Here is a 12,755-nt window from a genome sequence, read left to right on the forward strand (position 1 = left end):
GTCTCTCCGGCGGCATCAACCCCGTGGAGTTGGAAGAGATGCTTGGACGTGTCCATGCCGATGCGCGTAATCTCGTTCATTGGGCGGCTCCTTCGATGTGTTGGGACCATCATCTTGGCGCAAAACGGCGCCGGATGGGGGCCGTCCACCCCAACGGAACCATTGGCACCCTCAGCCGGTGTGGGACGGGAGGGGCGGCCGTCGTGCCGTCCTCTTCGCGCCTACCTCTGTCTTCGTCATTCCGGCCAAGCGCAGCGCAGAGCCGGAACCGGGGAGCCACGGCGGTTGCGGGTTCGTTCGAGAGCGCACCCCATAGGCTCTCGGCTCTCCGATCCCGCATCTGCGCTTCGCTCCGTGCGGGATGACGCTGGGAGAGAGCGGTGCGGGATGACGCGAGGAGGGGGCGGAGCGAAGCTAGCCGCCACCGGCGTTTGTGGTGGGATTGGGGAGCGCCGTCGAGAGGTCCTCAGCGCGCCTTTCTGGCCTGACCGGGCGGCGTTCCGACAACGCGCTTGTAGGCGCGGCTGAAGGCGGCCTGCGACTGATAGCCGAGACGATGGGCGACCTCCTCGACCGGCAGCCGGTCGCGGGTCAGCCACTGCGCGGCAAGGCGCATCCGCAGGGAGGCGACATAGCGCAGCGGCGTGGTGCCGGTGGCGGCGGCGAAGCGCTCGGCGAAGACCGAGCGCGAGCTGCCCATCGTCGCGGCCATATCCACAAGGGTCCAGTTGCGCCCCGGATCGCGGTGCAGCGCCGCCAGCACCCGGCCGAGGCGCGCATCGCGCAAGGCCGCGACCCAGCCGGTGGCATCGCCGCAGCCGCACTCGACCCAGGTGCGGATGACCGAGACAGCAACGACCTCGGCGAGCCGCGCCAGGATGCTGGCCGACCCCGCCCGGTCCCCCGTCATCTCGCGCTCCATCGCATCGAGCAGCGGCCGCACCTCCGGCTGCTGGCCCGTCGGCGCGCTGACGAGGAGAAATTCCGGCATCAGCTCGATCAGGGGATGCAGCGTGTCGAGCTCCAGTTGCATCCGGGCGGTGAAGATCAGCACGTCGCGGGAGCGGCATTGCTCCTCCTCCAGCGCGTCGACCCGGCAGATGCCTGGGCATAGCGGGACGGCCTCATAACTGTCGAACGGCCGGATATCGACGCCCGGCCCCGAGACGATGGCATGCGCGCCGCCGCGCGGCAGCAGCACCGCATCGCCGCAGGAGACGGGAACCATCTCGCCGGACGGCGTCTTGAGAACGGCCGCCCCGGCGGCAACGAAATGAAACCAGGCTTCCCGCGCCTCGGCAAAGCCGATGCCAAAGGGCGCGGAGAAACGCAGCCTGCTGTAGCTGGCGCCGCGCAGCCGCATGCCCATCAGCAGTTCGCTGACGGGATCGGGGAGCGGCGATTGTTGAATTCCGGACGATCGGTCAAGCATGGCGGAAATTCTGGCATGGATCGTCTGGGAAATCCAGCCATCTTAGGGACAACTCTCTGACCACGGGTGGATCCCACAGATGACTGACAGACATACCGCTGCCGGTGCGCCGGCCGCCTCCATGGCGCCCGCCTGGGCCGCCGTCTTTTCCATGAGCCTCGGCGTCTTCGGCCTGGTCGGCGCCGAATTCCTGCCCGCCAGCCTGCTGACCCCGATGGCCGCCGATCTCGGCATCACCGAGGGCCTTGCCGGCCAGGCGGTCACCGCCACGGCGGCAATGGGCGTGGTCGCCAGCCTGACCGTCGCCGCCCTCACCCATCGCATCGACCGGAAGCTGGTGCTGATCGGCTTCTCCCTGCTGCTGATCGTCTCCAACCTGATCGTCGCCTTTGCCGGCAGTGTCGAGGTGCTGCTGGCCGGCCGGCTGCTGCTGGGCGCCGCGCTCGGCGGCTTCTGGTCGCTCTCAACTGCCGTCGTCATGCGCCTGGTGCCGGAAGCGAGCGTGCCGAAGGCGCTGTCGATCATGGTTTCCGGCGTCTCGGCGGCGACGATCTTCGCCGCCCCGGTCGGCAGCTATCTCGGCGATCTGGTCGGCTGGCGCCTGGTCTTCGCCGGGGCGGCCGGACTGGCGGTCGTGGTGCTGGCGGTGCAACTGGCGACCCTCCCCGCCCTGCCGCCGCGCGGCCGCTCGCGGCTCTCGACCCTGGCCGTGCTGATGTCGCGCCGGCACATCGCCCTCGCCATGCTGGCCGTGCTGATGGTCTTCGCCGGGCATATGTCGCTGTTCACCTATATCCGGCCGTTCCTCGAGACCATCACCGGGATCGGCGTCACCGCCATCTCCGCGACGCTGCTGGCCTTCGGCATCGCCTGCTTCGCCGGCAACTATCTCGGCAGCCTGCTGGTCGCCCGCTCGCTGCGCCTGACGCTGGCGCTCGCGCCGCTCGCCATTGCCACCCTGGCCTTCCTGCTCACCAATCTCGGCGCCAGCTTCCCCTCCACGCTCGCGATCATCACGCTGTGGGGCCTGGCCTTCGGCACGGTGCCCGTCGCCTGGTCGGCCTGGATCTCGCGGGCCGTCGCGGACGAGGCGGAAAGCGCCGGCGGGCTGCTGGTCGCGGCGATCAACCTCGCCATTGCCGCCGGCGCCGCCATTGGCGGCCTGGTGCTGGACCTCAGCGGCGTCACCAGCGTGTTTCTCACCAGCGGCTCGGTGCTGGTGCTGGCGAGCCTGACCGTGCTGGCCGGGGTGCAGACCGGCCGGGCGCCGGCGCGGGCCTGAGCCCCCGCTTCCCCGCTCCGCTCACCCCCGCTCCCGCCGCGCACCCTTGCGGCGGGAGCCTTCTGGCGTCTCGGAAACATAAATTGACAAAATAGCGATAACACGCAACGCGCGGCTCGGGTTAGAGAAGACCAACGAGGCTGGGCGGTTCCAGCCCCTTCCTTCCGGAGCGGCCCGCGCCCTTGCGACGCGCCGCCCCGTCCCCCACCCCTGTTGCGGATCCAGGCAATGTCCGAACGTGTTTCCTCAAGACCGGCCGAGCCGGTTCCCGCCTTCGCCGCCGCCGAGGCCGGCGCTGCCCTGCCCGGCTCGCGCCCCGCCGGCGGTGCGCCGACCGGCACCGGCTGGCGCTCCCCCCTCGTGCTGCTGATGATCATGGCGGCGGCGATGCAACTGTCCTTCGCCGCCTGGTGGAACCTCATGAACAATTTCGCGGTTCATGAACTCGGCTTCACCGGGCGCGAGATCGGCATCCAGCAGTCGATCCGCGAGATTCCCGGCCTGCTCGCCTTCACCGCGATCTACCTGCTGCTGTTCATGCGCGAACAGACGCTGGCCTATCTGTCGCTGGCGCTGCTCGGCATCGGCGTCGCCGCCACCGGCTACTTTCCGACGATCTGGGGCTTCTACCTGACGACGCTCGTGATGTCGGTGGGCTTCCACTATTACGAGACGATGAACCAGTCGCTGTCGCTGCAGTGGCTGCCCAAGGAACGGGCCGCCGCCGGCATGGGCAAGATCCTGTCGATCGGCGCCGCCGCCCAGCTCGTCGCCTATGGCCTGATCTTCTTCGCCTGGCAGTCCCTCGAACTCAGCTTCACCACGGTGTTCCTGGTCGCCGGCCTGCTGACGCTGGTGGTCCTCGCCTTCCTCGTCGTCGCCTTCCCGCAGTTTCGCGAAGGCGTGCCGCAGCGCAAGAAGATCGTCCTGCGCAAGCGCTACTGGCTCTATTACGCCCTGACCTTCATGGGCGGCGCGCGGCGGCAGATCTTCACCGTCTTCGCCGGCTTCCTGATGGTCGAGCGCTTCGGCTACGACGTCCACGAGGTCGCGGCGCTCTTCCTGGTCAACGGCGCGGTGAACATGCTGCTGGCGCCGAAGATCGGCGCCTGGATCGGCAAGGTCGGCGAGAAGACCGCGCTGACGGTGGAATATATCGGGCTTATCGGCGTCTTCGCGACCTATGCCTTCGTCACCAACGCCTATCTGGCCGGCGCGCTCTATGTGATCGATCACGCCTTCTTCGCGATCGCCATCGCCATGAAGACCTATTTCCAGAAGATCGCCGATCCGGCCGACATCGCGCCGACCGCCGGCGTCGCCTTCACCATCAACCACATCGCCGCGGTGTTCATCCCGGCGCTGTTCGGCCTGATCTGGCTGATCTCGCCGGCCGCCGTCTTCCTGACCGGCGCGGCCATGGCCTGCGTCAGCCTGACCCTGTCGCGGCTGGTGCCCGACGCCCCGCGCGAAGGCAACGAGGTGGTGTTCTTCTGGCGCAAGCCGGCGGCCGCTCCCGCGGAATGAGGCCGGAGCGCTCGTGCAAACACAATGACAGTATGGGAAGACAACGGGCCGGGCGCGAAAGCCCCCGGCCCTTTCGTCAGGCCTGGCGTTCGGGAATGCGGACGACGAGGCCGTCCATCGCCTCGCTCACCTTGATCTGGCAGGACAGGCGCGAGGTCGGCTGGACGTCATAGGCGAAGTCCAGCATGTCCTCTTCCATCGGCTCGGGCGAGCCGGTGACCCCGGTCCAACTCTCGTCGACATAGACATGACAGGTGGCGCAGGCGCAGGCGCCGCCGCACTCGGCCTCGATGCCGGAGACCATGTTCTTGATGGCGTTCTCCATCACGGTCGAACCGACAGGGGCATCCACGACGGTTTCGGCACCGTCGGCGGCGATATAGGTGATCTTCGGCATGGGCGGCAGGTCTCGGCGCTGGAACGGCACGGGAAGTCTCTCGCTCCCGACATAACCAATCGCGCCGAAACGTCAAGCATCCTGCCGCAGATGCGCAGGGGTGCGGGGGGGGGGGGGGGGGGGGGGGGGGGGGGGGGGGGGGGGGGGGGGCGCGGGCTCAGCCGCGCAGGATGTCCTCGATGAAGACGCCCGCCGCCGCAACCGCCGCGCCGACATCGGCAAGGTCGGCGGACAGGCCGGCATCCAGCGCTTCCTGCTGGCGCTCGACCGAACGGGCGACCTGCCAGGCGCCGATCCCGCGCGCCGAGCCGAGCAGGGTGTGCAGCAGCCGTGCGAGCGCCGCCCCGTCGCCCATCTCGTCGCCCGTCTCGCCGCCCGCCTCGCTCATGCGCTCCAGCAGCATGCGCGACTGCAGCACGAAGAGGCGCAGCACCTCGCGCTCGAGATCGCGATTGCCGAGCGTGTGGCGCGCGAGATGGACCAGATCGACCGGAGCGTCGAGAGCGGCGTCTGGGGAGACGTTGGGGGAGACGTTGGGGGAGGCGCCGGTTTCGGCGCTCCCGGCGGCGGTTACCCTCTTCGCGCCGCCTCCGGCGGTGTCAACGCGTCGTGCTGTTGCCTGCATGGCGGACCCTCTCGTTGGAGCCCCCCCTTTCGGAGCCCCGTTCCTCGGCCGCGAGACCGGACGCGGTCGCGCGGTGCCCGTCTGGCAGGGTCGTTAAAACTGACGAAAACGAGGTTAAGCATGCCGGAGATTTCCACCGCCCCGGCCAACAAAGTGAATCTTTGGTTAACGCTTTGAAACGCTTTTCTCCCGGGCGGCGAAAACCGACAACCGGCGATGCCCGCCGCGCCGACGGCACCCGACATGCCGTGGCCGGTTGCGAGGCGGCGCGCGAGGGCGGGCGAACGCTAGGCGGACCGGTCCGCCCGCACGGCGGCGCGCCCGGCCTCTGTCAACCGGCAAACCAGCCAGTCGGGCTTGATCGGGTTGGAAAACCAAGGCTCTGCCCATCCCGCCGCAAGGCAGGAGCGGATGGTCGCCTCCGGCACCCGGCGTCCGTCCGCATCGAACAGCGGCAGCTTGCCGCCGGCCTGATCCAGCCCCCTTGCGAGCCAGGCGGCCTGCACGGCGGAGGGCCCGCGCGCGGCCTTGCGCGCCCCCTGTTTGCCCCTCGCGCCGCCCTTGGAAGAGGCACCGCCGTTCCCGTTCGATGCACCGCTCATGCCCCTCATCTCCTTGTCATGACTCTGCAAATTGTTGTTCGCCTCGGCAGATTGTGTCATTAGCTTTAGGTGTGCGGCAAGTTTGGGAGAGCCGTGCCCAGCGACCAGAGGCCGGTCGCGGGCGCAACCGCAATGCCTCTCCCCGACACGATTCCGGCTCAGCGCCGAATCCGTCATGCCGGACAAGGTCTTGCGGCGCCGCGTTTAGCGCCGCGGCACCCGATGTGTAACGAGTACGGACGCGAGGCAAACGAGATATGGCAAATCCCCCGAAGGCCAAGGATCCCGCCGAGGCTGCTCTGTCGGCTGTCGAGGAAGCGCTGAAGATCGATTTCGGCGACCTGGACGACAGCGGCAAGGCGGGCGGCAACGGGTCCGAGATCGCGAGCGCGGGACCGGCAAGCAGCGAGCGCATCAGCGAGCGCTCTGGCGACATCGCCGCGACATCGGCCGCCTCCGACAGCCAGCGCGCGTCGGGCCGGCGCGGTCGCGGCGGCGGACGGCCGACCTCGGCCGCCAATGACGACCGCCGCACCATCGGCAATCTCATCTATGCCCTGCAGCGCCGGCCGAGCTCGGCGCCGTTCTGGTTCGCCCTCGCCCTCAGCATCGTCTGGGTGGCGGTCGGCTGGTGGCTCGCCTCGGCCACCTTCAGCACCGAACTGTCCAGCCTCCAGAGCGCCGGCGACATCGCGTCCTCGCCCTCGCTCATCCTGCTGGCCGTCGCGGTCGCCGTGCCCGTGCTGTTCTTCTGGGCGATGGCGCTGATGATCTTCCGCGCGCAGGAAATGCGCATCGTCGCCCGCGGCATGACCGAGGTCGCCCTGCGCCTCGCCGAGCCGGAGGACGTCGCCAAGGAGTCCATTCTCAGCGTCGGCCAGGCGATCCGCCGCGAAGTCGCCGCCATGGGCGACGGCATCGAACGCGCGATCGCCCGCGCCAGCGAGCTGGAAGTCCTCGTCCACAACGAGGTTTCCTCGCTGGAGCGCTCCTATAATGACAATGAACTGAAGATCCGCGCGCTGATCGACGAACTGGTCATCCAGCGCGAGGCCGTCGTTTCCAACGCCGACCGGGTGCGCGACAGCATCACCGGCGCGCATGAGAGCCTGGCGGCGCAGTTGCAGGCGACCTCCGAGAGGATCGGCGAGATCACCGACACGGCGACCGACCGCCTCTCCGGCGCCATCGAGGCGCGCGTCAGCGAGTTCAACGCCACCGTCGACGGCCGCGTGCGCGAGATCACCGACACGTTCAGCACCGCCGGCGGCGAGCTGATCGACAACCTCGCCGCGCATGGCGAGAGCTATGTCGCCCGCCTCACCGGCACCGGCGAGACGCTGGTCGACAGCATGAGCCGCACGGGCCGCGAATTCGCCGAAACGCTGGAATCGCGCGGCACGGAGATCAACGACCGCTTCGCCACGACCGCGAACGAGTTCGTCGAGACGCTGTCGCTGCGCGGCGGCGAGATCAACGACCGTCTGGCCGAAACCTCGGCCAACCTGTTCGAGACGCTGGAGAGCCGCGGCACCGAGATCAACGACACGCTGGCGACCACCGGCGCCTCGATCGTCGACACCCTGTCGCTGCGCGGCCACGAGATCACCGAGGCCCTGACCAGCACCGGCCAGACCGTCGGCGAGACCATCACCCAGCGCGGCGAGGAGATCACCGCCAGCCTGTCGCTGACCAGCGGCAAGCTGATCGACACGATCACCACCCGCACCGAGGACCTGCTGTCGACCCTCGACAGCCGCGTCACCGGCCTCGACGCCTCGCTCGCCGAGACCGGCGACCGGGTGGTGGAGAGCATCTCCCTGCGCGGCCAGGAGGTCACCGACACGATCTCCGTCAAGGGCGCCGAGATCGTCGAGACCCTGTCCTCGCGCACCAACGAAGTGGCGGAGATCCTGCGCGGCACCGGCGAGTCCATCGTCGTCGACCTGTCCCTGCGCGGCGGCGAGATCGCCTCCAAGCTGGACGAGACGGCCGGCAGCCTGACCGAGACCATCACCGTGCGCGGCACCGAACTGGCCGACCGCCTCGGCTCCGTCGGCGACAAGATCCACGAGGCGATCTCCGTCAACGGCGAGGCCCTGGACAACCGTCTCGAGACCCGCAGCCAGGAGATGGCCCGGCTCATCGACGGGCAGACCCGCGCCTTCCGCGCGGCGCTGGACGAGGCCTCCGGCACGCTCGGCACCTCGCTGTCCATGCATACCAGCGACTTCGCCCGCACCCTGTCGGAGACCGGCACGGAACTGGCCCATCTCATCGGCTCGCGCGGCGAGCGCGTCGCCGGCGAGCTGACCGCCATCGGCGACCGCCTCAGCCATATCCTGGACGAGCGCGGCACCAGCCTGCAGAGCGGCCTCGGCAGCCATCTCGACCAGATGGAGCACCTGATCGGCGAGCGCGGCAGCCAGTTGGTCGCCTCCTTCGACCAGCGCACCAGCGAGCTCGGCGAGACCCTCGACGGGCGTATCGAATCGCTCAATTCGACGCTCGACCTGCGCGCCGCCGCCATGGCGGACGCGCTCGACAGCCGCATCCAGGGCTTCGACGAGACCCTGTCGGGCGGCATCGAACGGCTGTCGACGACGCTGGACGCCCGCACCGGCCAGTTCGAGACCACCCTCAACGAGCGCACCGTCGCCCTGTCGGACCTTCTGGAGGACCGCTCGCAGGCGATCACCCTGCAGCTCTCCGACAAGGTCGACCAGGTCGGCGCGACGCTGGGCGCCCGCGCCGAGGAGATCGGCACCAGCCTGTCGGAGCGCTCGCGCCTGATCGGCGAGGCGATCGAGCAGCACCTCGTCACCTTCGAGGGCTCGATCGGCTCCAAGGTCGAGCAGGCGGCGAACGCCATGTCCGACAAGGCCGAGCACCTGGCCAGCACCATGTCGCTGGGCACCGAGCGCATCGACCAGGCGCTGGATGCCCGCGCCCGCCAGATCAGCGAGACGCTGATCGCCCGCACCCGCGAGATCGCCGCCGCCTTTGTCGACGGCCAGACCGAGATGTCGAAGTCGCTGGACCAGCGCCTCACCGACGCCGGTGCGGTGCTGTCGCGCCAGAGCCAGGAACTCACCGACACGCTGTCCGACCGGATCGCCGAGATCAACGTCTCGCTCGGCTCCAAGGTGTTCGAGGTCGCCGAGACGCTCGACAGCCGCTCGGCCGAACTGGAGCGGATGCTGGCGGAGCGGCTTGCCGCGATCACCGGCACGCTGACCAGCGAGACCGAACGCGCCCGCGAGACCCTGTCCGAGGTGGTCATCGAGGCCGGCGGCACGGTCGACCGCCTGAGCGGCACGCTGTCGGGCGAAAGCAGCAAGCTCAAGGAGATCATCGAGACGACGCTCGACGAGGCGACCACCAAGCTGGAGGGCGAAGGCGCCCGCCTGCGCCAGATCGTCCTTGGCTCCATCGGCGAGGCGCGCGGCGCCCTGCAGAGCGAGAGCGAGAAGGCGGCCGGCGCCATCGTCGCCTCGATGACCGGCGCCACCGACACGCTGTCGAGCGAGGGCGACCGGCTGCGCGACCTGCTGCTCTCGGCGGTCGGCGAAGCCGCCCGCTCGCTGGCGGCGGAAAGCGAGAAGGCCCGCACCCTGTTCGTCGGCACGCTCGGTGAGATGAGCGGCGCGCTCGGCGGCGAGAGCGAGAAGGTCCGCGAGGACCTCACCCGCACGGTCGCCGATGTCGCGAGCACCCTGTCGGCGGAGAGCGAGCAGGCCCGCATGGTGCTTGCCCGCACCGTCGAGGAGATCCGCAACACCGTCTCCGGCGAGGCGGACGGCGTGCGCTCGCAGGTGGCGGGAGCCGTGCGCGCCGCCGCCGACCTCCTGGCGGAGCGCGGCAACGCGGTCGCCGAGGATCTGGTGGCCCGCGCGGACGCACTCAACCAGGCGCTCGACGAGCGCGCCGGCACGCTGGCCGAGCTTCTGGGCACCGACGGCAACGCCGTCGTCGCCGCGATCGAGGACCGGGCCCAGGCCCTCGCCTCCCGCGTCTCGGAGATCCACGGCGCGATCCTGGAGGCGATCACGGTCAAGGGCCGCGACGTCACCGACAATTTCGCCCGCACCGGCCTCGACGCCACCCGCAAGCTGGTCGAAGCCGGCGACGCGCTGGTCGCGACGCTGGACGAGCGCAGCACGTCGGCGGCGGAGGTGCTGACCCGCACCAAGGCGCAGCTCGAAGGCGACATCACCGGTCTGCTCGACCGCCTGACGGAGTCCAACACCCTGCTCAGCGAGGTCATCGCCAATGCCGGCGACAATCTCGGCAAGGTGGAGACCTCGCTGTCGCGCAGCGCCGGCGCCTTCCGCACCGCGATCGACCGGGCGCTCAGCGAGACCTCGGCCTCGGCCGGCTCGCTCGAGAACCAGACCACGGTGCTCAAGCAGGTCTCGCAGGAGGTGCTCACGGACATTTCCTCGCTCGCCAGCCGCCTGGAAGACCATGGCCGCATGCTCAGCGAGGCGGCCCGCAACCTCGACGAGACCAACCGCGAGGTCGACGCCCGCGTCGGCGAGCGCAAGACCGCGATCGAGGAGGTGGCGGACACGCTGCTGGCCAAGACCGAGGCGGTGGACAGCCTGATGCGGACCTTCTCCAAGCAGCTCGAATCGGCCCTTGCCGGCGCCGACCAGAAGAGCCGCGAGGTGACCAGCATGCTGACCGCCGCCGCCGAGGCGGCGACCACGGCGGTGACCGAGCAGTTCGAGTCGATGCGCCTGTCGGCGGGCCTGGAAGGCCAGAAGGCCCGCGAGGCGGTTCGTGCCGCCCAGGACGACATCGTCGCCGAAATGTCGAAGACCCTGTCGGACGCCTCCGAGCGCTTCACCGAGGCGACCAGCCGCATGCGCGATGTGGCCCGCGAGGTGCACCGGGAGCTGGAGAAGACCCGCGCCGAACTCAAGCGCGGCATTCTCGACCTGCCGGAAGAGGCGGAGCAGTCCGCTTCGGCCCTGCGCAAGATCGTCAGCGAGCAGGTGCGCGCGCTCACCGAACTGTCGGAGATCGTCGCCCGCCAGTCGAACGTGCTCGACACCTCGCGCGCCGGCGAACGCACGGCAACGGCGACGCTCGCCACTGTCGCGGCGGCCGCGGCCCCTGCCCGCCAGGCGCCGGCCCCCGAGCCGGCCCCGCGCCAGCCGCCGGCGGCTCCCGCCCGCAGCGGCGAGATCCGCGGCGAACTGCGCCGCAAGACCCTGAGCGACTTCGACGCGCCGAAGCCGGCCCAGCCCGAGGCTCCGCGCACCGGCGGCCAGGGCAAGGGCTGGGTCTCCGACCTGCTGCGCCGGGCCTCGCAGGACGAGGCGCCGGCCGGCAGCGAGCCGCAGGGCCGCTCGCCGCTGCAGATGGTCGAGTCGCTGAACTCGCTGTCGATCGACATCGCCCGCGCGATCGACCACGAGACCTTCATCGACCTGTGGGACCGCTACAAGCAGGGCGAGAGGCACGTCTTCACGCGCCGCCTCTACACCCTGCAGGGCCAGCAGACCTTCGACGAGATCCGCCAGAAATATGCGCGCGATGCCGAGTTCCGCTCGGCGGTCGACCGCTACCTCGCCGATTTCGAGCAGTTGCTGTCCCAGGTCTCGCGCAACGACCGCGACAACATCATGAGCCAGACCTACCTGACCTCCGACACCGGCAAGGTCTACACCATGCTGGCGCATGCCAGTGGCCGGCTCGACTGAGCCGGCGGGCCAGTGGCCGGCTCGACTGATTTGGGAAGGCGGTTCCCCCGCCCTCCCGCACAGTGCAGATGACACGGCAAACGCGGTCCCTCGGGGCCGCGTTTGTCGTTTGGGGGCATGAGGGGCACCCTGCCCGCTGTCGACGATGGCGGCATGAGTGGGAGGCATGACCTCCCCTCTCGGACGGTCATCCCGGCCAAGCGCAGCGCCGAGCCGGGAACCGGAGGCACCCTCAGCAGGTGTCTGTCGCTCCACCCTCTCCTTGCGTCTTCCCGGACGAGGCCGAAGGCCGAAGATCCGGGACCGGGGAGCCACGGCGGTCGTGAGGACGGCCGGGAGCGTTGCCGTCAGGCCCTCGGCTCTCCGGTCCCGTTGGGGTGGACGGCCCCCATCCGGCGTCGTTTTGCGCCAAGATGATGGTCCCAACACATCGAAGGAGCCGCCCAATGAACGAGATTACGCGCATCGGCATGGACACGTCCAAGCATCTCTTCCAACTCCACGGGGTTGATGCCGCCGGAGAGACGGTGCTGCGCAGGCAACTGCGCCGCGGGCAGCTTGAAGCGTTCTTCACGAGCTTGCCGCCGGCGCGGGTGGTGATCGAGGCCTGCACCGGCGCCCACCACCTGGCTCGCCGGCTGCGAAGCTGGGGCCATGAGCCCCGGCTGATCGCGCCGCACCGCGCCAAGCCCTATGTCGGGCGCAACAAGAACGACGCGGCCGATGCGGCCGGACTGTGCGAGGCGGGCGGGCGTCCTGGCATGCGCTTCGTGCCGGAGAAGAGCCCCGAGCAACAGGCCCGGCTGATGCTGATGGGCGTGCGCGCCAGCCTGATCCGGGCGCGCACCCAGGTTGCCAACGCGATCCGCGGCTATGCGGCCGAGTTCGGGCTGATCGCGCCCAAGGGGCTGTGCCGCATCGAGACGCTGCTGGAGCAGGTGGCGAGCGACCCCGCCCTGCCGCCGCTCGCCCGCAAGCTGTTCGCGCTGCAGGGCGAGCAATATGCCGCGCTGGCGCCGGCGCTTGCAAAGGTCGAGGCGGAGCTCGAAGCGTTCGTGCGCGACGACGACCTCGCCCGGCGGCTTAAGGCGATCCCTTCGGTGGGACCGGTGGGCGCGGCCTTGTTGACGATCAAGACGCCGGATCCGCGCGTGTTCGCCTCGGCCCGCGGGTTTGCGG

Annotated in this window: 8 protein-coding genes; 4 read left to right on the forward strand and 4 right to left on the reverse strand. The window is 69.7% G+C overall.

Annotated elements, in window-relative coordinates; all coding sequences use genetic code 11:
• Window positions 1–466: 466 nt before the first annotated feature.
• Complete coding sequence (locus TSB10GB4_RS00310; RefSeq protein ID WP_186394094.1) at window positions 467–1,432, reverse strand: AraC family transcriptional regulator; 966 nt, start codon at window positions 1,430–1,432, stop codon at window positions 467–469.
• 79 nt (window positions 1,433–1,511) lie between these two features.
• On the opposite strand from TSB10GB4_RS00310, the gene TSB10GB4_RS00315 reads away from it, so the two are divergent.
• Window positions 1,512–2,714, forward strand: coding sequence for an MFS transporter (locus tag TSB10GB4_RS00315; RefSeq protein ID WP_186394095.1), 1,203 nt, complete (start codon window positions 1,512–1,514; stop codon window positions 2,712–2,714).
• A 228-nt stretch (window positions 2,715–2,942) separates the two neighbouring features.
• Window positions 2,943–4,241 carry an MFS transporter gene (locus tag TSB10GB4_RS00320; protein WP_208984302.1) on the forward strand — a complete coding sequence of 433 codons (1,299 nt, stop codon included), beginning with the start codon at window positions 2,943–2,945 and terminating at the stop codon, window positions 4,239–4,241.
• A 76-nt stretch (window positions 4,242–4,317) separates the two neighbouring features.
• On the opposite strand, the gene TSB10GB4_RS00325 is transcribed toward TSB10GB4_RS00320, so the two are convergent.
• The 3 genes from TSB10GB4_RS00325 to TSB10GB4_RS00335 all read right to left on the reverse strand — a co-directional run bounded on the left by TSB10GB4_RS00325 (window position 4,318) and on the right by TSB10GB4_RS00335 (window position 5,865).
• Window positions 4,318–4,638, reverse strand: a complete 321-nt coding sequence (locus tag TSB10GB4_RS00325) for a 2Fe-2S iron-sulfur cluster-binding protein (RefSeq protein WP_186386154.1) — start codon at window positions 4,636–4,638, stop codon at window positions 4,318–4,320.
• Window positions 4,639–4,795: 157 nt separating this feature from the next.
• Window positions 4,796–5,263, reverse strand: a complete 468-nt coding sequence (locus tag TSB10GB4_RS00330) for an Hpt domain-containing protein (RefSeq protein WP_186394096.1) — start codon at window positions 5,261–5,263, stop codon at window positions 4,796–4,798.
• A gap of 287 nt (window positions 5,264–5,550) precedes the next feature.
• The gene (locus TSB10GB4_RS00335) at window positions 5,551–5,865 is read right to left on the reverse strand and encodes a hypothetical protein (RefSeq protein WP_208984303.1); all 315 of its coding nucleotides are present in this window, start codon (window positions 5,863–5,865) and stop codon (window positions 5,551–5,553) included.
• A 257-nt stretch (window positions 5,866–6,122) separates the two neighbouring features.
• Between TSB10GB4_RS00335 and TSB10GB4_RS00340 the strand changes: the two genes are divergently transcribed.
• Window positions 6,123–11,576: an apolipoprotein A1/A4/E family protein gene (locus TSB10GB4_RS00340; RefSeq protein ID WP_186394097.1), complete on the forward strand. Its 5,454-nt coding sequence runs from the start codon at window positions 6,123–6,125 to the stop codon at window positions 11,574–11,576.
• Window positions 11,577–12,022: 446 nt separating this feature from the next.
• On the forward strand, window positions 12,023–12,755 hold a 733-nt coding region (locus tag TSB10GB4_RS00345; protein WP_186394098.1), incomplete at its 3' end, for an IS110 family transposase.

The sequence above is a fragment of the Stappia sp. TSB10GB4 genome (genome assembly GCF_900185745.1).
In the GTDB taxonomy this organism is placed as follows: domain Bacteria; phylum Pseudomonadota; class Alphaproteobacteria; order Rhizobiales; family Stappiaceae; genus Stappia.